This window comes from Enterobacter asburiae (genome assembly GCF_024599655.1).
GTDB classification, from domain to species: Bacteria; Pseudomonadota; Gammaproteobacteria; order Enterobacterales; family Enterobacteriaceae; genus Enterobacter; species Enterobacter asburiae_D.
This window is the reverse complement of sequence record NZ_CP102247.1, coordinates 1130951-1151895: the sequence shown is the minus strand read 5'-3', so window position 1 is coordinate 1151895 and position 20945 is coordinate 1130951. Positions and strand designations below refer to the sequence as shown.

Genomic DNA, 20945 nt, shown 5'->3' with positions numbered 1-20945 from the left:
CCTGCAAGAGATGACCCGGGCGCACAGCGCCCGGGCATAAATAATAAAGCTATATTTTTTTAATAGGGACATGACATGGGAATGAAGATGCCTTACTGGTGGCTCTCGTGCTGCCTGATATCTGTGCCCGCTCTCTGCGCGAACCCGGCGGCAACCATCAATACCGGCCAGCTTCGTGAAACGCAGGAACTCCCCTCACTCAATGGCCGCGTCGCCCCTGCGGCTGGCAAAGCCGCACCCGGTTCATTGCAGCTTGGCGAGGCCGTCAACCGCGCCGTCACCTGGCACCCGGCCATTAGCGAAGCCGTGGGGAAACTCTATGAACAGAGCGAAGAGGTGGACGTCGCTAAATCAAAATACTATCCGCAGATTAATGCCGGCGTGGACAGCGGTTATTCCCATGACGGCGACCAGAACGGCTTTACGCCGTCGCTGGTGCTCTCTCTCTCACAGATGCTCTACGACTTTGGCAAAGTGGCCAGCCAGGTGCGCGCCGAGAGCGCAGGCGTTGCCCAGCAGCAGGCCAACGTGCTGGTGAGTATCGACACTATCGCCCACGATACCGCCATCGCCATGGTGCAGGTGCAAACCTTGCAGCAGATGGTCGACACTGCTAAAGAACAGCTCGACGCCCTCTCCTCTATTGGTACGCTGACCCGCCAGCGTAACGACGAAGGGGCCACATCGCTCTCTGACGTGGTGCAGACCGATGCGCGCATTGAAGGCGCGCGCGCCCAGCTGATGCAGTACCAGGCCAGCCTGGACAGCGCCCGCGCCACGCTGATGAGCTTTCTCGGCTGGAACAGCCTGAACGCCATCAGCAATGACTTTCCGCAAAAGCTGGGCCGGAGCTGCGACATCGCCGAACCGGATGACCGTCTGGTTCCCGCGGTGCTTGCCGCCTGGGCGCAGGCTAACGTCGCCCAGGCAAACCTCGACTACGCCGACGCGCAGATGACGCCAACCGTCTCGCTGGAGCCGGAGGTGCGTCACTACATGAACGATCGCTATGCGGGAAGTGAAACGCGGGATCGCACCCAGTATTCCGCCTGGGTGAAAGTGCAGATGCCGCTCTACCAGGGCGGCGGCCTCACCGCCCGGCGTAACGCTGCCGGACACGCGGTGGAGGCAGCGCAGTCCACCATTCAGCGTACGCGTCTTGACGTCCGCCAGAAGCTGCTGGAAGCCCGCAGCCAGGTGATGAGCCTGCAAAGCACGCTGCAAATCCAGGGCCGCCAGGAAGCCCTCAGCGCCCGCACCCGCGAGCTGTACCAGCAGCAGTATCTCGATCTCGGCTCGCGCCCGCTGCTCGACGTGCTCAACGCCGAGCAGGAGGTCTATCAGGCGCGCTTCACCCAGCAGCAGACCCTCGGTCAGCTGCACCAGCTGCAGCTCAACTGCCTGTATAACACCGGGCAGTTGCGTCATGCGTTCGATCTTGATAACCGCACCATCCAGACCGTGGAGATCCTGCCATGAAGCAGCGTGATATCCCGCAAGGTGAAAACATGACGGATGAGGCGCTGGCGCAGTGGGCGCAGGCCTTTGGTTTTGTCGCCACGCGCTACCGCGTCGCCTGCTCTCCCGGCGCGCTGCTGGCGGGTGCGCCGTGGCTGAAAGGCAAACCGATGGTACCCGCCCTCACCCAGCTTGCCCGCGAAGCGGGGCTGTCGTTTCAGCTCCTTACCGACGATCGGCAGGCGATCAACAGCTGGCGTCTGCCGGTGGTGGTGGCGATGCATGACGGCAGGATCGGCGTGATCGAGCATTTCGACGGGGACGATACGCTGGAGGTCAGCTTTTTCGACAATGAGACCTACACCAACCGGCTGTCGATGACGGCGATGCTGCCCGCTATCCGCCACGTTATTGCCCTGCGTCCTCTCGCCGCGCTGAAGGACAGCCGCGTGGACGCCTATATCTCAAAATACCGCCCGGACTGGCTCTACCGGCTGGTCATGCGCGACCTGCGCCCCTACAGCTGGGTCATGCTGGCCGCCCTCTTTATCAACGTGCTGTCGCTCTCCGGGATCGTCTTTTCCATGCAGGTCTATGACCGGGTGATCCCCGCCCAGTCCTATCCGACGCTTTACGTCCTGACCATCGGGGTGCTGATCGCCACCCTGTTTGGTTTTGTGCTGCGCGTGGCGCGCGGGCACATTATGGACCTGCTGGGCAAGCGCTCGGATATGCGCGTTTCGGATCGCGTCTTCGGCCACGCGCTGCGGCTGCGCAACAGCGCGATCCCCCGCTCCACCGGCAGCTTTATCTCTCAGCTGCGCGAGCTGGAGCAGATCCGCGAGATGGTGACCTCGTCCACCATCTCGACGATTGTCGACCTGCCCTTCTTTTTACTGTTCGTGGTGGTGCTGGCGATCATCGCCCCGCAGCTGGCGTGGATCGCCCCGGTCGCGGCGGTGATCATGGTCCTGCCCGGCCTGCTGCTGCAGAAGAAGCTGGCGGAGCTGGCGAAACAGTCGGCCCATGAATCGACCCTGCGCAACGCGGTGCTGGTGGAGAGCGTGCAGGGGCTGGAGGACATCAAGCTGATGCAGGCGGAAAACCGCTTTTTGCAGCAGTGGAACAGCTATATCCAGATCACCGCCGAATCCGGCCTGCGCACCCGCGAGCTGACGCAGAACCTGATCAGCTGGGGGATGACCATTCAGAGCCTGGTCTACGCCGGAGTGATTGTGGTCGGCGCCCCGATGGTGATCGACGGCACCCTGACCACCGGCTCGGTGGTCGCCGCGTCGATGCTGGCCTCCCGCATGATCGCCCCGATGGCGACGCTGTGCGGTGTGCTGGCGCGCTGGCAGCAGGTCAAAGCGGCAAAAGAGGGGCTGGACAGCATCATGCAGCTTCCCACCGAAAACCAGCGCGAGGAGACGCCGATCCGCCAGGACGTGCTGCGCGGACACTACCTCTTCGAGCAGGCGCAGTTCCGCTATCAGCCGGACGATCCGCGCATGGCGCTGCGCATTAACCGGCTGGAGATCCGGCCGGGTGAAAAAGTGGCGATTCTGGGGCGCAACGGCGCGGGGAAATCGACCCTGCTGCAGGCCATGGCGGGCGGGATGGATCTGGCGGCCGGCGAGCTGCGGCTTGATAACTTCAGCCTGCCGCATCTCGACGTGGCGGACGTGCGGCGAAACGTCGGCTTTATGACCCAGAACGCCCGGCTGTTTTACGGCACCCTGCGCGAAAATATCACCCTCGGCATGCCGCGCGCCACCGACGAAGAAATTTTCGAGGCGCTGGAGCTGACCGGCGCGGCAGGCTTTGTGCAGAAACTCCCCAAAGGGCTGGACTACCCGATCATGGAAAACGGCGTGGGGTTATCCGGCGGGCAGCGCCAGTCGATTCTGCTGGCGCGAATGCTCCTGCGCGATCCGAATATTGTGCTGATGGATGAACCCACCGCGTCGCTGGACGAGCACACCGAGCGGGAATTCATCCAGCGTCTGGGCGACTGGCTCGGGCATCGCACCCTAATTGTCGCCACGCATCGCGTGCCGGTGCTCGAACTGGTGGAGCGCGTCGTGGTGTTGAAAGAGGGGATGCTGGTAATGGACGCGCCAAAAGCCCAGGCGCTGAACAACAGCCGTATGCAGCAACAGCAGCAGCAGGCAGCAACCGGACGGGAGTGGAAAAATGAAAATCAGTCAGCGTGACGTGGCGGCAATGGACGATCTGGATAACGCCCTCGACTCCGAAAGCGGCTACACCGGCGCGCGTCGGATCGTGATCTTCTCGCTGCTGATGTTCGTGGCGCTGGGCATCTGGGCGTGGTTTGGCATGCTGGATGAGGTGTCAACCGGCTCGGGTAAAGTGATCCCCAGCTCCCGCGAGCAGGTCTTACAGTCTCTCGACGGCGGGATCCTCACCGAGCTGAACGTCCACGAGGGCGATCAGGTGCAGGCCGGACAGGTGCTGGCGCGGCTCGATCCGACGCGTTCCGAATCGAACGTCGGCGAAAGCGCGGCGCGCTACCGGGCCTCACTGGCCTCCAGCGCCCGCCTGTACGCCGAGGTGAACGATCTCCCGCTGAAGTTCCCCCCCTCGCTGGCACAATGGCCGGATCTGATGGCTGACGAAACGCGGCTCTACAACTCCCGCCGCGCGCAGCTGGAGGATACCCAGCGGGAGCTGCGCGCCGCGTTAGATCTCGCCAACAAGGAGCTGGCCATCACCCAGCGGCTGGTCAAAACCGGCGCCGCCAGCCACGTGGAGGTGCTGCGCCTGCAGCGGCAGAAAAGCGACCTGGAGCTGAAGCTCACCGACGTGCGCTCGCAATATTACGTTCAGGCGCGCGAGGCACTCTCCAAAGCCAACGCGGAGGTGGATATGGTTTCGGCGATCCTCAAGGGCCGCCAGGATTCCGTCACCCGTCTGACGGTAAAATCCCCGGTGCGCGGGATCGTGAAAAACATCAAGGTCACCACCATCGGCGGCGTGATCCCACCCAACGGCGAGCTGATGGAGATTGTGCCGGTGGACGATCACCTGCTGATTGAAACCCGCCTGTCGCCGCGCGATATCGCCTTCATCCACCCGAACCAGGAGGCGCTGGTCAAAATCACCGCCTATGATTACGCCATTTACGGCGGGCTGCATGGCGTGGTGGAGACGATTTCCCCGGATACCATCCAGGACGAAGCCAAGCCGGAAGTGTTCTATTACCGGGTGTTTATCCGCACCAGCCAGGATTACCTGGTGAATAAGGCGGGCAGGCACTTCTCGATTGTGCCCGGGATGATTGCGACGGTGGACATTAAGACCGGAGAGAAAACAGTGCTGGATTATCTGATTAAGCCGTTTAACCGGGCGAAAGAGGCGCTGAGGGAGCGTTAAGCCTGGATTGCCGGGTGGCGGCTTCGCCTTACCCGGCCTACATTCTAATCTCCCTCTCCCTATGGGTCGAGGTATCTCCACAAAATAATGCCTGCACGGACGACCCCCTCTCCCTTGAGGGAGAGGGCTGGGGTGAGGGGGAACATACGGCTCTGGTGGTCATTCCGTTCACTTCATGTTCCTTGCTACTCTGTAACGACATGACCGGTGAACGTGCCAGGGTGGCTCAATCGCCACCACCCTGGCGACCCGGGCTTCCGGCGGTAAACCGCCGCTTCGCGGTACCCTCAGCTTATTCCTTCCGGCTTATCGGGGACGGGCGAAGGTAACATCCCTGTAAAGCCCGCCCTCTCGGCGCATCCCTGCGCCTCGCCCCGGCCTGCAGGAAACGCCTCAGCGATTTACAGCCGGACCAGGGCATCGCTGTAAGTTATTTATTTCTTTTAAGCAACATTCATCGCTTTGGGTTAAAAATAACTGGGGATCCCTCAGCCCTGTGGGAGAGGGTTGGGGTGAGGGCATCAGAGCGCAACACCACCTGCATGCGGATGAAAAATAAAACTCACCGCCGTTATGGCGTTAAAACTGGCAAACGCATTCGATACCAGCATTGAATTCTGGCTGAATCTGCAACAAAACGCAGAAAACAAAGGAATGAGAATCGAACACCCCTAACATAACCTCCCCACTTCTTCTGCTAAAGTAGCCCAAATTCATTTTTCAGGAAGAAATCATGCGCCAACGAACCATTGTCTGCCCCATCATCCAGAACGACGGTGCCTACCTGCTATGTAAAATGGCTGACGATCGCGGCGTGTTCCCCGGCCAGTGGGCTCTCTCCGGTGGTGGAATGGAGCCGGGCGAAACCATGGAACAGGCGTTGCGCCGTGAGATCCGCGAAGAGCTGGGCGAAGCGCTGGAGATCGCTTCGATCACGCCATGGGCTTTTCGCGATGACATCAGGGTGAAAACCTACGCCGATGGCACCACAGAGGAGATTTACATGATCTATCTGATCTTCGACTGCATCAGCACCAACCGGGCCGTCACGTTTAATGACGAGTTTCAGGAGATCGCCTGGGTTAATCCGGAATCGTTAAAAGAGCTGGATCTCAACGAAGCCACGCGTATTACCTTCGCCCAAAAGGGCCTTCTTTAATTGCCCACTGCCCCGGCGTTTTACCGGTCCAGGCTCTGAAAACCTCAATAAATGCGCTGACGCTGCTGTAGCCGCAGGACAGTGCAATCCACCCTACCGGCTTCCCCGCCGCCAGCCACTCCATAGCCCGCATGACGCGTGCCAGCTGCCGCCAGTTAACAAAGTTCATTCCGGTCTGGGCACTAAACCGACGGTTGAACGTACGCACGCTCATCCCCGCACGGCGGGCATGGCTCTCGACCGTCTGGTTATCATCGACAAACTGCAGCAAATGGCTGACCACGTTCTTCAGACGCGGATCCGTCGGCACGGGAAGAGAAAAGTGAGCCTGGGGCGTCAGGGCAAGCTCATCCAGCAGCAAAGTCAGCTTTCGCGGATCGTACTCACTCTCTGCACCACATAAACGGCTAAACAGAGCATGGGTCAGATCGTCGGGCTCGAACAGCGCGGGCGTATCGGGAAGCCCTGCACAGCTGGCGGGTTCAAGATAGATAGCGCAGCCTTCTATCTCACTTTCAGAAAAAGCGGCGTGCTGCTGACCTGGCGGGATCCAGCCGATGTGTTTTGCCGGTACGACCGAGCGCGCCTGCGGCGTCTCAATGACCAGCAGCCCTGTTGCAATGCGCCACAGCTGGCCGGTGCGATGACTGTGCCATGGCGTTCGGTACCCGCCGGGATGAAGGAGCGTTTCAAAACTGACCATCTCATTTTGACCGAAAATCGTTATTCATCGACGCATTACAGAAACTACGTCTTCGGCTGTCAAGGATAATGGTGATTCAACCACATAAGGAGTCCGCATGAGCATTATCACGTCCCTGATAGCCGACACCGACAACGCCGCGCAGCGCGAAAAGATGGCGTGCCTGTTAACCCGCTTATTCAACGGCGATATCGATCCGGCAGAGGTATTTACGCCCGATTACCAGCAGTTTACGGACGATCACGCGCTTGACTACCGGGGTTTTGTCCAGCATCTGAGCCACGTCAGCTCGCAGATCCGCACGATCGCCTTTACCGTGGCGGAGATAGCCTGTCATGACGAACTTCTGGCTGACCGGCATATCGTGACGGTCACGTATCCCGACGGTCGTCAGGCAGAGATCGAGGTTTATCTGTTTGCCGCGCTGCGTGAAGGGAAAATCTGGCGGATCCATGAAGTCACGCGAGCCCTCAGCGGCAATGCTGCAGACCGCACGCTGGCACACGCGACAGAATAACGTCACTCCGCCGGGCGCGGTGCGGCGCTGTTATACACGCCAATATAGCGCACAAATTTTCCGATAAACACGCCGGCAAACACGCCGCCGGAGACGATCGCCAGCGCGCTCATGGCGGGCTGCTGCATCGTCTGGGGAGAGACCGCGCTCATCACGCCCAGCACATACTTCACCCCGAACGCCAGCATCATAAACGGCAGCGCGGTGTAGTCTGCCTGGCGGAAAAGGGTGCGCGGCGCCTCTGTACGGGTGATAACCGCCTGCTTAATCAGGAAATACCCCAGCGCGGCCCCGGCGAGGATCCCCGCCGTCCACAATGCGACAGTCCCGGGGGTCAACGTGCGGTAAACCACCAGATCGTAAATATCCCAGATAAGAAAGATCGCCGGAATGATGGCAAGCCTCTCCAGCGTAACGGTGGCGGGCCTGCGTGCTTTAATGCCGCGAGAGATGAGGAAGATAAACAGCACCCACACCCAGACGGGCGTGTGGGTAACGACACCGATCAGAAATTCAAACATGGAACTCACCATGAACGATCGCGGCCCGTGCCGCCCTGAACGCGTATTGCGCATAACGGCAGGAAAGCCATTATGCGCAGCTTTTTTAGAGCGATTTTTTCAGGCGTTGAACCGCCTCTTTCAGATCTTCATCCGTTGGCGTCACAAATGACATGCGCAGCGTCGTTGGGTCTGGCTCATTGCAGTAGAAAAACTCGCCAGGCACAAATACTACGCCGTTGCTTAACGTTTTTTCAAGCCAGCGGGTGGTGTTACACCCATTATTCATCTTCGCCCACAGGAACATACCGCCCTTCGGCTTGTGGAACGACATCACATCGCCCAGCTCGGCCTCCAGCTCGGTTGCGAACGTCTGGTATTTCTGGCGATAGGCTTCACGGATCATTCTAATCTGATCGGCCAGACGACCGGTTTTCAGGTACTCATACGTCATCAGCTGCGACAGCGTGCTGGTGTGCAAATCGGTGGTTTGCTTAAGGTTTACTACCGCACGCTTCAGCCATTCCGGCACCAGCACCCAGCCTACGCGAGTTCCCGGGGCGAGGATTTTAGAGAAGGTTGAGGTATACACCACGTTCTCTTCATTGCCGATATCTTTGGCATGAGCAATCAACGGGCGGAAGACTTCGTCGGTGTAATTAATTTCGCTGTACGGGTCGTCTTCAATAATCACGAAGTCATAACGCTTCGATAATTCCACCAGCTGTTTGCGACGCGCTTCAGAAAGGGTTACCCCGCCAGGGTTGCCAAACGTCGGAACAATATAGACCGCTTTGATGGTTTTCTTCGCCGCCAGGGCTTCAAGCTCATCCACCTTCATGCCGTCGCCGTCGGTGCCAACGGATTCAAAGTTGGCCTGCGCCAGGCCGAAGACCTGCAGCGCGGCAAGATAGGTTGGACGCTCAACCACAACGGTGTCACCCGGGTTGATTAACGCACGCGCCAGCACGTCAAGCGATTGCTGTGAACCAGAGGTCACGACCACATCGTCGGCCTTACAGGCGATACCGCGCCCTTCGCAGATGCGTTTAATTTCCTCGCGCAGCCCCGGGACGCCTTCCGTCAGGCCGTACTGGAACGCCTCGCCAAAATGCTGTGATAAGACGGCATCGGCGGCAATTTTAAGCCCTTCGTGATCGAACAGATCGGGATTAGGAATACCCCCGCCCAGCGAAATGACGCCGGCCATTTTGCTATGTTTTAATAATTCACGGATGGCAGATGATTGCAGGCCCTGCGCACTGCTGGCGAGTTTACTCACGGACATTCTCTTGTTACCTTCTTTTTTTATGATATGACCACTCTTACTAGCACAAGTCCCTGGATTTGATAACTTCTTTTCATGCGCTTCGTAGGATCCTCGCTACACTGCTCGATGTGGTCTTCTCTGCAAACACATTCTCATAAGGCATCAATAATGAAAATCATCGTAACGTTATCCTGTTTCCTGCTGAGCGGCTGTGTTGTCGATAACATGGACTCTTCCAACTATAAATATGTTCGCTATGCTCAAACCTTCCAGAAGCCGGGGCCGGGAGGCTACACCGATAACGAGCAGCGCAAGAAAGATCTTTACTTCTGTGGCGTAGACAAAGACGCCAATCTTGATGACGGCAGCTATAACGGGGGCAGCAGCAGACCTGACCAAACACTTCAGGAAATCGTTGCCAGAGAAGATAAAATATCGAATTGCATGAAGCAGAAGGGCTATACCGTCTACGGCTATGACGAGTGTGGCCCCCTCAAAGCGCCAACCGGACGTTGCCCTAATTAACGCTGACATGCCCATTCTGCATGATGTGCGCAATAAACTGAGTGAGTTTAGGCAGCGGCCGCAAATCCTGGCGCCACAGTAAATGCACCGGCCTCGGCACGGGCGTGTACTGCTCCAGCACCCGCACCAGCCTGCCGCTTGCCAGTTCTTCCGCCACCAGCACTTCCGGTTGCAGCAATAGCCCCGCCCCGGCTCGCGCCGCCATGCGTAAGCCGTAGCCGTCATTACATCTTAAGATCGCATCCCGCTTCCAGCGCACCTCCCCTTCCACGCCCGGCAGCCGCCACTCGTTACGCGCGGTCCACACCGTGTGCGAAAGACACAGATGATCCACCAGATCGTCTGGCGTTTGCGGCGTGCCGTGTCGCGCTAAATAGTCCGGCGCGGCGCAGATCACCATGTTGTAGGGGCACAGGTATTTCGCCACCAGATCGTCATTACGAACGTCACCAATGCGAATGGCCAGATCGACGCCCTCCTCCACCAGATCGACCATCCGGTTGGTGAGATCCAGCTCGATGCGTACCTCCGGGTAGCGCTGTAAAAAGGTTGCCGTCAGCGGGGCAATCACGCAGCCGCCAAACGACGTGGGGGCCGTGACGCGCAGGGTGCCAGACGGTGCGGCGCGCAGCCGTTCCACCGCGCTTTCAGCAATCACGACCTGCTCCAGCACCCGCTTCGCCTCGTCGAAATAAACCCGTCCGGCATCGGTCAGGCTCTGACGGCGCGTGTTGCGCTCCAGCAGCCGCGTGCCGAGCTGGGACTCCAGCAGAGCAATATACTTCCCCACCATCACCGCCGACATCTCCAGACGTGACGCCGCGCCGGTAAAGCTGCCGCTTTCCACCACCGCAATAAACGTCTCCATACCGCGAAGCTTATCCATATTCCGAACCTCTGGTTATCAATCTTCTAACGTTAGCCCAGTTTATCTGACTTTTTATTTATTAAAGAATGAAGGCTCACAACATAAGGAGTCTGCTATGAAAATCGTCATTATTGGTGCCAGCGGTACGGTCGGTCGTGCGGTAACGGAAGAGCTGAGTCGTCGCCACGAGGTCATCCGCGTGGGCCGCACGCAGGGCGACGAGCAGGTGGATATCACCTCCCAGGCGAGCGTCCAGGCGCTGTTTGAGAAAATCGGTCCGGTGGATGCGATTGTGTCCGCCAGCGGCAGCCTTTACTTTGGCCCGCTCGCGACCATGAAGGACAGCGACTTCAACCAGGGCCTCCAGGATAAGCTGCTCGGACAGGTGCGCCTGGCGCTGACCGGCCAGCACTATCTGAACGAAGGCGGCTCGATTACGCTGATAAGCGGAATTGTGGCGCACGAGCCGATTGCGCAGGGGGTGAATGCCACCACGGTAAATGCGGCGCTGGAAGGGTTTGTCCGCGCTGCCGCCTGCGAGCTGCCGCGCGGGATCCGCATCAATCTGATTAGCCCGACGGTACTCACCGAATCCGCCGAAGCGTACGACGGATTCTTCCCGGGCTTTGAAAGCGTTCCCGCCGCGACCGTGGCGCAGGCCTACCGCCGCAGCGTGGAAGGCGTGCAGAGCGGGCGGGTGTATAAGGTGGGCTACTGAGCCTTACGGGCGGCGATCAGCACCAGCATCGGGCGCTCTGCCTCTTCGGCCAGCGCGGGCCAGGCGTCAATCTGCGCCTGCGTTGGCCCCCACTCGTTGACCTCGCTTATCGTTAACCCGGCCCCGATCAGCGCGTTAAGCGTGGTGCCCAGCGTGCGGTGATACTTGATAACACCGTCCGCCAGCCAGTTGCTGACGCGCTTGCCTTCTTCCTGATAATGGTTCACGCCCCAGAACCGCTCGCCGCTATCGTCGGTCAGCCAGCCCTGACGGGAGGCGCAGGTGTATATCGGGTGCTCCATCGAAAAGACCAGGCTGCCGCCGGGCTTGAGCGCGCGCTGAACCTTAGCAAACAGGGAGTCCAGCTCCGGCAGGTAGTGCAGCGCCAGCGAGCTGTAGACCAGATCGAGGCTGTTCTCGCTGAGCTTGAGAGATTCCAGATCGCTACGCTGATAGTGAACCTGTGGGTCAGCGGTAAGCTCCGCCGCGCGGGCGAGCATCTTTTCTGAGATATCAACGCCGGTCACTTCAGACGCGCCCAGCTCACGGGCTGCGCGGCAGAACCAGCCGTAGCCGCAGCCGAGATCGACAACCGATTTGCCGGTTAAATCCGGCAGCATGGCCTTAAGCGCGGGCCACTCCGGCGCGCCGTCCAGACCCTGAACCGAGCGCGGAAGCTGGGCGTAGCCTTCAAAAAACGCCGGGTTGTCGTAGATGTTTTGTGCCATGGCAGATCCCTCTTTAAGAATGTGCATAGCAGTATACTGCATTGTCGGGTGGCGGCTTCGCCTTACCCGACCTACAAAACCGTGAACCGTAGGCCGGGTAAGCGCAGCGCCACCCGGCACCACATTAGCCCACCGAGCCCCAGACAAGGTTGCCCTTATGGAACGTCGCGGTACGCGGCGAAATGCGCGCCACAGCCTCGGCGGAGCAGGAGGCATCCACCAGCACAAAGCTGGCGTCGTCCTGCGCTTTTGGCCATACGCGTTCGCCTTTGTCGTTCAGCGGCAGCACGTCGCCGGTGGCGATACCGAGCGCGCGGGAGAGCGTCTGCTCGTTGGGGCGAATATAGAGCTGCGCATAGAGATTCGCTTTCTCCAGCATGTCCCCCAGACCGTACGGCGACCAGTGGTCGATCACGCTGTCGGTCCCCGTCATCACGAACACGCCCTTCTCGCGCAGCTGCTTCAGCGGCATATGCAGGGTGCCAATCGGCACGGTGGAGGCGATGGTCACCTGCTGCGCCGCCATGCGGGTGGCGATCTCATCCACCTGCTGCTCGTTGAGCGTCGCCAGCGCGAAGGCGTGGCTGATGGTTAACCTGCCCTTCAGCTCCGGCGTTTTCTCCACGGTTTCGACCATATAGTTCACCGCCGCCACGCCCGCCGGGCTGGTTTCGTGCAGGTGAATGTCCACCCCTTTGTTGTAGTCCAGCGCAATCTGGAACATCAGATCGAGGGATTTCTCCATCGCGCCGTCGACGTTGGTCGGGTCCAGCCCGCCCACGTAGTGCGCCCCCGCCTGCATCGCCTCGCGCATCAGCTTTTCGGAATTCGACAGCAGCAGGCCGTGCTGCGGGAAGGCGACGATTTCGCAGTTAAAACCCGCTTTGCGGCGCGCCAGCACCGCCTGCAAATTTTCCAGGTTTTTCAGGCCGGAAACCGGCTCAATGTTGCAGTGGCTGCGGGCGATGGTGGAGCCTTTCGACTGGATCAGGTCGATAAGCGCCTCCGCACGTTCCTGGGTATAGGGCTGTAGCTCCGGCAGCATTTTTTGTTCCAGGCGGATCATGTCCTGAATCGTGGTGCCCGCCGGACGGTTCAGGGAGCGCCACGGGCCGCCATAGAAGGTTTTATCCAGGTGAATGTGCATGTCGCGCATCGCCGGGAGCATCAGCTTACCGCCCGCATCATAGTGCGGCAGCGTGGCGTCGGCGTGGCTCTTGTTGTCGCGCAGGGCGACAATCTTCCCGTCTTTAATCTCCAGCGTCTTCAGTTCGGTACGGGTGCTCGTCGCCACGCCGCCGTCGAAGTTGAACCCGGCCTCCAGCAGCACGTTGTCGAGGTAATAGTGTTTTGCGGTGATGCTCATCGGTTTACCCGTCTCGCAGGTTGGCTTTGCAGTATCCGCAGCATACGCGACGGATCCGGTCGCGCCAAACAGCGCGCAGGCGGTAACCATTTTGCCGCTCTGGCTAATAAACTCGCGGCGGCTTTTATTTTCACTCATCTTATCTTCCTTCATTAACGATATGGGTGCCGGTTTCTCCGCGCAGCGCGGCGGGCAGGCAGTCCGGCGAGGTGACGATCACCCTCCTGCCGCCGTGGTGTAAGAATTCCAGCGAGGCGACAATTTTGGGCAGCATGCTGCCCGCCGGGAAGTGGCCTTCTTCCAGATAACGCGTCATCTGCACCACGTTTACCGTGTCCAACGCCTGCTGGTTTGGCTTGCCGAAGTTGACGCACACCTTTTCCACGCCGGTGGTAATCACCAGTACGTCGGCACCGATCTCCCGCGCCAGCAGCGCCGTGGAGAGATCTTTATCAATCACCGCGTCGACGCTCTGGTAATCCCCCTGTTCGCTGCGCACGACCGGGATCCCGCCGCCGCCCGCGCCGATCACGACATACCCTTTTTGGGTCAGCGTCTTAATGGCATCCGCTTCAACAATCCGCAGCGGCTGGGGTGAAGCCACCACGCGACGATAGCCACGGCCGGAGTCCTCAACAAAACGCCAGTCCGGGTGCGCGCGCTGCAGCTCGTCGCGCTGCCCCTCGGTGAAGAACGCACCAATAGGTTTCGTCGGGTGGGTAAAGCCGGGATCGTTTTTATCCACCTCCACCTGCGTGACGACCGTGACCGCTTTTTGCTCCCCGCGCGCGGCCAGACAATTGTTGAGCGCCTGCTGGATCAGGTAGCCGATGCCGCCCTGGGTGTCCGCCACGCAGTTGGCCAGAGGGGTCAGCGGCAGCCCTTCCCGCTCGTGGGCGATTTCGGCGCGGCGCAGATCCAGCCCCACCTGGGGGCCGTTGCCGTGGGTGAGCACGATGTCATAGTCGGAGGCCAGCATTTCCAGCACCGACTCTGCCACCGCTTTCACCGCCTGCGCCTGATGTTCAACCGACTGGCTGGCATTGTCTTTGATAATGCTGTTGCCGCCGATGGCGACGACCATAAGCTCTTTCATATGCTTTCCTTCACATCGGTGCGGTATGTTTCCCCTCACCCCGGCCCTCTCCCCAAAGGGGCGAGGGAGTTAACGTCCCCTCTCCCCTTTGGGGAGAGGGTTAGGGTGAGGGGAAATGTTTTAAGCTTCAGAAACCGGTGCCGCAGCGCTCGCTGCTTCCCGGCTATCGAGGAAATGCTTCACCACAAACATGCCGCCCATCATCAGATACGCGGTGACGAACATCAGCGAACTGCCTTCGGCAAATCCCACCACCGGGGCGTGGATCACCCCAAACAGCGCCAGCAGCGCCCCACCCGCAGCCGCAACGGCCCCGCGCAGCGGTTTGTTGATGATGGCGAAGATGGCGATACAGCCCCACAACATGCTGGCGAGCGGTGCGCCGTTCCCCAGATGGACTAATCCCTCGTAGTAAATCCCCTTGCTGTGCAGCACCTCGGTGCCGATTTTGGCCGCGCTGGTGCCTGCCGCCCCCATCACGCTGTTCATCATGGTCAGCGCCCAGTTGGCGATCCACGGGAACAGGCAGATGAAGATCACCGGCACCTCCACTTTCGGCGTCTCCCTGACCACCTGATTGGCCGTCACGACACCGATAAACACCAGAATCGGCACGATGGCGGTCATCGGTATGATGGCGAGCATAAACGCCCCCAGCCCGAACAGTGGCACGATGAACATGGTCACGCCCGAGGCCAGCGTGTAGCCGATGCTCGCCCCCATCGCTTTCCAGCCGGGATGGCCGACGTAGACCGTGACCGGGAACGGGTTGCCCATCAGGCAGCCGAGCATGGAGGCCAGACCGTTTGCCAGCATCACCTTGCGCGTCGGGTATTCATCCCCCGCCGCGTGGGCGCTTTCGATGTTCTCCAGGTCAAAGATGTAGTTCGCCAGCCCCAGCGGCACGGCAGAGGCAAGATACGGCAGCGCGTGCGGCAGGCCCTGCAGGAAGCCTTCCACGTGCACCTGCGGCGGATTAAAGCCGAAGGATGACATGGACGCTTTAATCGCTTCCGGGCTTTGCAGGCCGGAGATCCACGCCAGTGCGGTACCGGCTATCAGCAGCAGCAGGCCGGTCGGGATTTTGGCGAAAATCGGCTTTTTGCCAAACCAGTTAATGAAGATCAGCAGCAGCACGATAAACGACACGGTCGGCGCTTCAAACGCCTGCAGCATCGGGTTCATCGCCAGCAGCAGCAGACCCAAACCGGAGAGGCACGACAGCAGCACGGTACGCGGGATCATCTTGCGGATGGTTTCCCCTAAAAACGAACCGCCCGCGAGGATCATCGCCTCCACGAAGCACCACACCAGGCCAATCTGGATCGCGAACTCCGCATCGCCCGTTTGCTGATAAACCGGCATCAGCACCAGGAAGGTCACGGTAAAAATTGACGGCGCGCTCGGGCCGGACGGCAGCGCGGTCACATCCGTTCGCCCGGTGGCGCGCGCCATCTGCATACCGAACCAGGCGTAGCAAATACTCGCCACCAGCACCGCCAGCCCGAAGGCCGGCGCGATGCGTCCATAAACAATCTCCTTCGGGATGCCGACGACAAAAATGAGCAGCCCCATCATGGTCAGCAAATTGGTCAGGTTGTTGGTCATCAACCCGAAATAGGCCGCCCAGTCACCTCTTTTCCACTCCAGTTTCATGTTTTTCATGGATGCTTGCCTTATAAAAAGTAGCGATCGCGGAAGGTCAACAGCGCCTTTTCAAAACAGCTAAACGGCGGGTGAACGATGCCCGCCCCAATCATGCCGATGCCCGCGTCTTTATGGGCAATGGCGGTGTTAATCACCGGCAGAATGCCGCTGCCCGCGACTTTGGTGATGTCGATGGCGGTTGGGATGCCCATAAACGAGAGCAGCGGAATGGTGACGTTCGGGTTTTCGCCGAGGGTGATTTCGCGCATCTGACGGGAAAAGTCGATGGCTTCATCCACCGTCCCGCCTACCAGCGCAACAATCGCCGGGGCCGTCGCCATCGCAAACCCGCCGATGCCGTAGGTTTCGGTGATGGCGCTGTCGCCGATATCCAGCCCGGAGTCTTCCGGCTTATAGCCTGCGAACATCGGGCCAATCACCTGCTGCGCCGGGCCGGTGAACCACTGCCCCGGCAGGCCGGAAACGCGCAGGCCAAACTCGTAGCCGTTGCGCGCCATGGTGGTGACGACGGTGCTGTACTCAATACCGTGGGCGGCGTCCAGCGCGGCCTTACACATCGCCATCCACGTCGGGCCGGAGAAGTAGTCGCTGCTGGCGACAAACGCGAACACCTCGCGCTGCTGCTCTACCGGATAGCCCGCCTGAATCAGCCCCGGCGTCAGCGCCTGAATCAGCAGCGTGGTGCCCGCGTTGTTGCGGTTGTGGCACTCGTCGCCCATGTGCAGCGCCTGGGCCAGCATCAGGCGCAGGTCGATTTCGCCGATAATCTTCATCGCGTCGCGCAGCATCGGGCCGAGCACGTCGCGCATCCAGTTCAGGCGGTCGATCACGCTCTGGTCGTTAGCGCCCATGCGCAGGATCTTCGCCATCTGCTCGCTGAGGTTGGTGAACGCGCGGTTGCCGTAGGTTTTGTTTTCAACGATGTGCATAAACATCGACGCGGAGGTGACGCCCGCCATCGAGCCCACGCAGTCATGCTCGTGGCACGGCGAGAAGGTAATATCGCCAGAGGCCGCCAGCCTTGCCGCGTCGTCCAGATCTTTCGCCAGCCCTTCAAACACCAGCGCCCCGGTGACCGCACCCTTCATCGCCCCGCACATGTTTTCCCATGAGACGGGCGGACCGGCGTGCAGAATGGTGGTGCGGGTCATGCCCGGCACAACGTTAATGGCCTGGTCATAGCCCACCAGCACCGGATGAGACTGAATAATGCGCTCAAGGGCGATTTGGTTAGCGGCGGCGATTTTCTCCGCTAGCGGTTTTTCCGCCAGCTGGTCGAGCGCCTCAACGACCTGCATATTGCCCTGCCCCGGCGGCGTCCAGTCGAGCTGGGTGACGGGAACGTGCTGTTTTTTGAGGTCGTCGCTGAACATCGCAATGCCGACGTTAATGACGTTCAGCGGCTGGTTGAATAAGGTCGTCATTATGCTTTCTCCCCTTTGCAAACAAATTCGCGTGCCAGTAATCCGGTATTGGTACTGCTGCTGGCCCAGATGACGCCTGCGTCGGTCAGCAGCTGACACTGTTGCGCCAGCGACTGCGGATCCTGGTCGGTGCCGAGCACGTAGCCGAGAATTTCCAGAGGACGGTTATCGGCCTGTGCGATCGCCTGTGCCTCTTTGATGGCGTCGATCATCACGCCGACCGGATCCTCATGCGCGCCGAAGCCCAGCACGAAGTCCATCACGATGACGCCCACCTCCGGATCGCGCGCCTCCTGCAGCAGGCGGCTGATGCGGTTGGTCGGATCGATCATCGGGTGCGGCTTGCCGTTGGTGAAGTCGTCGTCGCCAAAGTCGAGGAAGGTGTGGGCTTTACTGACGCTGATGTCGCTCAGGCGCTTAGCCGGATCCGGCTGGATGTTGCTGTAGACGTCGTCGAATTTCGCAAGCGCCGCGAACATCGCCTCGTCGCACAGGGTGCCGCCGCAGAACAGGCCGCGAATGTACTTCTGCTGCGGCGTCAGGCGAGCGCGCACTTCTTCAATCAAAGGCCAGTTGAGCGGATGCAGATCGAGGGATTCTTTTTTGATGCCGGTGAGCAGGACCGCCTTCAGGGCCGCCTCTTTAGTGCCGCGCGCAAACTGCAGGCCGTCTTCATCGGCGGGCGGTTCGCTGCGGCCGAGGAAGCAGACGACCACCGGCTTGCGGCAGGCTCTGGCGCGGGTTAGCACCTTTTCTGCCACCGCTAGCGCGGGCGGCTTGGAGATCAGCGCGATAACCTGGGTGTCCTCGTCGGCTTCCAGCATGTCGATGGCGTCGAGCATCATCAGGCCGCCGATTTTCTCGCTGAGATCGCGCCCGCCGGTGCCAATCAGCTGCGACACGCCGCCGCCGAATTCGTGAATGCGCACGCTCAGCTCCTGGCTGCCGGTGCCGGATGCGCCGACGATGCCAATCGGCCCGCGGCGCACCGCATTGGCAAAGCACAGCCCCGCGCCGTTGATGATGGCGGTGCCGCAGTCCGGCCCCATCATCAGTAGCCCTTTCCGGTGCGCGAGCTGCTTCAGCGCCAGCTCGTCGTCGAGCGATACGTTATCGGAAAAGAGCATCACGTTAAGATCGTTTTCCAGCGCCTGGCGCGCTTCGCGGGCGGCGAAGGTGCCGTTGACGGAAATCACTGCAAGGTTGCTGTCAGGACGATGGGTTTTGGCGCTGGCAATCGTCGCGTAGCGCGCTTCATGGGAGCCTGCGCTCTCTTTACGGGTGAACAGCGCTTCAATAGCGGCCAGCGTTTCATCATTCGCCGCGTCGCCTTTAATGACGATCATCAGGTCGCCGTTTTTGGCTTCCGCTAATTCCGGCGTTAATAGCCCGAGGTTTTTTAAGACGCCTTTATTCATTTCCGTCGCCATGGCCACAAACGCCTGCTCGACGCCCGGCAATTTATTGGCTTTGGTGGAAACGGACATTAATGAGACGGAGTCAAAATAGGTGTTCTTTTTTATGACGATTTTCGTTGGCATTATTTTCTCCTGAAAGCGGATAAAAGGGGGCCGCCGTCGTGCAAAATGCACGTCGGTAAAAAATACTTTTGAATTAACGGCCAGCCGGAAAAGGCTGGCCGAATACGTTATGCGCCCGCCGCCAGCAGCAGGTCAGCTATCGCATCGAAACCTTTTTCCCGCGCCAGTTCGAGCGGGGTTTTGCCATATTTATCGGTCATGTGCGGGTTTGCGCCGTGATCCAAAAGTAGCTTGACGATCTCCTGCTGCTTCGCGCCGCCGTCGTTGAGCACGATCGCTTCCAGCAGCGGCGTCCAGCCGACAAAGTTGGTGTGGTTGACGTTGATATCGGTTTTTTCCAGCAGCTCGCGCACGATCTCCACGTGCCCTTTTTCACTGGCTGGCGTAATGCCCACGCCGCCAAAACGCGTCAGGCGGTCGAGATCCGGATTTGCCGGAAGGACAATGCGCAGCAGGGTAATATCGTTGGTCAGGCAGCTAATCAGGAAGGGGTTAAAGCAGGTCTGATCCTGTTTATCAATATCCGCCCCGGCGGCAATTAATAACTCCACGCAGGGATAATGTTTTTTCAGGCTGGCAATAATAACGGCGGTTCTTTTCTGTCGATTAGTGGCGTTAATATCCACGCCTTTTTCCAGGCAGGCTTTTAGCGCATCGCTATTGCCCTCTTCTGCCGCCAGCAGAAATTCAGTAACGAGTTCGTTCGCAGACATATTCAGACTCCCGATGTTTTTATTTCTGTTGACCTGAGAATAGCAACAGCCTGGTCATAAAAGAATCCGCTTAAAAATGATTCATCGACAGTCAATTCATTGTTGAGTTAAATTCAACAAACCGGTCAAAACGTGCGTCTGTGCAATCTTTTTCTTATGTTTCCCCACGTTTTAGCGCTCGAGACTGCATTATGCTTATGTCTGACGAAGCCTTACTGCGTGCGGCTTTCGACAAAGAGTCAGAACTGTGATCGGCTTCAAATGTGTTGTAACAACGCTGTTAAAATATGTTCAAAACTGATGGCTGAAGGGAGTGAGATATGAATTCCATCTTTACCGAAGAGAACCTGCTGGCCTTTACTACCGCCGCACGCTTCGGCAGCTTCAGCAAAGCCGCCGCCGAGCTGGGCGTGACGACCTCCGCCATCAGTTACACCATTAAGCGCATGGAGACCGGGCTGGACGTGGTGCTGTTTGTCCGCAGCACGCGCAGCATTGAGCTGACCGAGTCCGGGTTTTACTTTTACCGTAAGGCCACCGACCTGCTAAACGACTTCCACGCCATCAAGCGCGGAATAGATACCATTTCGCAGGGCATCGAGGCGCGGGTGCGCATCTGTATTAATCAGCTTTTATACACGCCGCGCCACACCGCCAGGCTGCTGCAGGTGCTGAAAAAACAGTTTCCGACCTGTCAAATTACCGTCACTACCGAGGTCTACAACGGCGTCTGGGACTCCATCATCAACAACCAGGCCAATATCGCGATTGGCGCGCCGGACACGCTGCTCGACGGCGGCGGAATTGATTACACCGAGATCGGCGCCATCCGCTGGGTCTTTGCCATCGCGCCGGAACACCCGCTGGCGTTCACCCCGGAGCCGATAGCGGAAAGCCAGCTGCGCCTGTATCCCAACATCATGGTGGAAGATACCGCGCACACCATTAACAAAAAGGTCGGATGGCTGCTGCACGGGCAGGAGGCTATTCTGGTGCCGGACTTTAACACCAAATGTCAGTGTCAGATCCTGGGCGAAGGGATAGGTTTTTTACCGGAATATATGACCCGCGAGGCGGTAGACGCGGGGCTGCTGGTTACCCGACGTATTAATAACCCGCGTCAGGACTCACGTATGCTGCTCGCCACGCAGCATGCCGCAACCGGCCAGGTCACGCGGTGGATCAAACAGCAGTTTGGCCCTGCAGGGGTGCTGACCCACATCTATAGCGATCTCCTCTGGCGCGAGGCCACAAATTAGTTTAGCATTTACTTAATTAAGCAAATGCTAAAATAT

Annotated in this window: 19 protein-coding genes; 8 read left to right on the top strand and 11 right to left on the bottom strand. The window is 59.3% G+C overall.

The window, feature by feature from the left end; all coding sequences use genetic code 11:
- Positions 1-75 precede the first annotated feature (75 nt).
- From NQ230_RS05615 to nudI, 4 genes are all read left to right on the top strand, one after another.
- The gene (locus NQ230_RS05615; RefSeq protein ID WP_257260369.1) at positions 76-1479 is read left to right on the top strand and encodes a TolC family outer membrane protein; all 1404 of its coding nucleotides are present in this window, start codon (positions 76-78) and stop codon (positions 1477-1479) included.
- Positions 1476-3674 (top strand): type I secretion system permease/ATPase, encoded by a 2199-nt coding sequence (locus tag NQ230_RS05610; protein ID WP_257260368.1) that lies wholly within the window; start codon positions 1476-1478, stop codon positions 3672-3674. Before NQ230_RS05615 ends, NQ230_RS05610 begins: the two co-directional genes overlap by 4 nt.
- A 10-nt stretch (positions 3675-3684) precedes the next feature.
- Positions 3685-4854 (top strand): beta-barrel domain-containing protein, encoded by a 1170-nt coding sequence (locus NQ230_RS05605; protein WP_121424815.1) that lies wholly within the window; start codon positions 3685-3687, stop codon positions 4852-4854.
- 733 nt (positions 4855-5587) lie between these two features.
- Positions 5588-6013, top strand: a complete 426-nt coding sequence (gene nudI / locus NQ230_RS05600; protein WP_121424471.1) for a nucleoside triphosphatase NudI — start codon at positions 5588-5590, stop codon at positions 6011-6013.
- On the opposite strand, the gene NQ230_RS05595 is transcribed toward nudI, so the two are convergent.
- On the bottom strand, positions 5985-6716 hold the full coding sequence (locus NQ230_RS05595; protein ID WP_257260366.1) for an AraC family transcriptional regulator: 732 nt from the start codon (positions 6714-6716) through the stop codon (positions 5985-5987). The two genes, nudI and NQ230_RS05595, sit on opposite strands and share 29 nt — an antisense overlap.
- Positions 6717-6813: 97 nt before the next feature.
- Here NQ230_RS05595 and NQ230_RS05590 point away from each other — a divergent pair, with 97 nt between their 5' ends.
- A complete protein-coding gene (locus tag NQ230_RS05590) occupies positions 6814-7233 on the top strand; it encodes a nuclear transport factor 2 family protein (RefSeq protein ID WP_257260364.1) in 420 nt (139 codons plus the stop codon).
- A gap of 2 nt (positions 7234-7235) precedes the next feature.
- On the opposite strand, the gene NQ230_RS05585 is transcribed toward NQ230_RS05590, so the two are convergent.
- Both NQ230_RS05585 and NQ230_RS05580 read right to left on the bottom strand, forming a co-directional pair.
- The gene (locus NQ230_RS05585) at positions 7236-7754 is read right to left on the bottom strand and encodes a DUF6622 family protein (RefSeq protein ID WP_121424474.1); all 519 of its coding nucleotides are present in this window, start codon (positions 7752-7754) and stop codon (positions 7236-7238) included.
- Positions 7755-7839: 85 nt separating this feature from the next.
- Entirely contained in the window at positions 7840-9021 is a 1182-nt protein-coding gene (locus NQ230_RS05580) for an aminotransferase-like domain-containing protein (protein ID WP_252034163.1), read from the bottom strand.
- A 150-nt stretch (positions 9022-9171) separates the two neighbouring features.
- Here NQ230_RS05580 and NQ230_RS05575 point away from each other — a divergent pair, with 150 nt between their 5' ends.
- Positions 9172-9528: a hypothetical protein gene (locus NQ230_RS05575; protein ID WP_121424476.1), complete on the top strand. Its 357-nt coding sequence runs from the start codon at positions 9172-9174 to the stop codon at positions 9526-9528.
- On the opposite strand, the gene NQ230_RS05570 is transcribed toward NQ230_RS05575, so the two are convergent.
- The gene (locus NQ230_RS05570) at positions 9521-10414 is read right to left on the bottom strand and encodes a LysR substrate-binding domain-containing protein (RefSeq protein ID WP_257260361.1); all 894 of its coding nucleotides are present in this window, start codon (positions 10412-10414) and stop codon (positions 9521-9523) included. The genes NQ230_RS05575 and NQ230_RS05570 overlap by 8 nt on opposite strands.
- Positions 10415-10511: 97 nt before the next feature.
- Between NQ230_RS05570 and NQ230_RS05565 the strand changes: the two genes are divergently transcribed.
- The gene (locus NQ230_RS05565; protein ID WP_159514756.1) at positions 10512-11114 is read left to right on the top strand and encodes a short chain dehydrogenase; all 603 of its coding nucleotides are present in this window, start codon (positions 10512-10514) and stop codon (positions 11112-11114) included.
- On the opposite strand, the gene NQ230_RS05560 is transcribed toward NQ230_RS05565, so the two are convergent.
- The 7 genes from NQ230_RS05560 to NQ230_RS05530 all read right to left on the bottom strand — a co-directional run bounded on the left by NQ230_RS05560 (position 11108) and on the right by NQ230_RS05530 (position 19650).
- On the bottom strand, positions 11108-11842 hold the full coding sequence (locus NQ230_RS05560; protein ID WP_257260360.1) for a class I SAM-dependent methyltransferase: 735 nt from the start codon (positions 11840-11842) through the stop codon (positions 11108-11110). The two genes, NQ230_RS05565 and NQ230_RS05560, sit on opposite strands and share 7 nt — an antisense overlap.
- 124 nt (positions 11843-11966) lie before the next feature.
- Positions 11967-13346, bottom strand: coding sequence for an amidohydrolase family protein (locus NQ230_RS05555; RefSeq protein ID WP_257260359.1), 1380 nt, complete (start codon positions 13344-13346; stop codon positions 11967-11969).
- 1 nt (position 13347) lies between these two features.
- On the bottom strand, positions 13348-14304 hold the full coding sequence (locus NQ230_RS05550) for a carbamate kinase family protein (protein ID WP_257260358.1): 957 nt from the start codon (positions 14302-14304) through the stop codon (positions 13348-13350).
- Positions 14305-14424: 120 nt separating this feature from the next.
- On the bottom strand, positions 14425-15969 hold the full coding sequence (locus NQ230_RS05545) for a xanthine permease (RefSeq protein ID WP_213823011.1): 1545 nt from the start codon (positions 15967-15969) through the stop codon (positions 14425-14427).
- An 11-nt stretch (positions 15970-15980) separates the two neighbouring features.
- Complete coding sequence (locus tag NQ230_RS05540; protein ID WP_257260356.1) at positions 15981-17396, bottom strand: YlbE family protein; 1416 nt, start codon at positions 17394-17396, stop codon at positions 15981-15983.
- On the bottom strand, positions 17396-18937 hold the full coding sequence (gene fdrA, locus NQ230_RS05535) for an acyl-CoA synthetase FdrA (protein ID WP_257260355.1): 1542 nt from the start codon (positions 18935-18937) through the stop codon (positions 17396-17398). Before fdrA ends, NQ230_RS05540 begins: the two co-directional genes overlap by 1 nt.
- A 107-nt stretch (positions 18938-19044) precedes the next feature.
- Entirely contained in the window at positions 19045-19650 is a 606-nt protein-coding gene (locus NQ230_RS05530; protein ID WP_213823008.1) for an ankyrin repeat domain-containing protein, read from the bottom strand.
- 320 nt (positions 19651-19970) lie between these two features.
- On the opposite strand from NQ230_RS05530, the gene NQ230_RS05525 reads away from it, so the two are divergent.
- Positions 19971-20909, top strand: a complete 939-nt coding sequence (locus tag NQ230_RS05525; RefSeq protein ID WP_148244896.1) for a LysR substrate-binding domain-containing protein — start codon at positions 19971-19973, stop codon at positions 20907-20909.
- Positions 20910-20945: the final 36 nt, after the last annotated feature.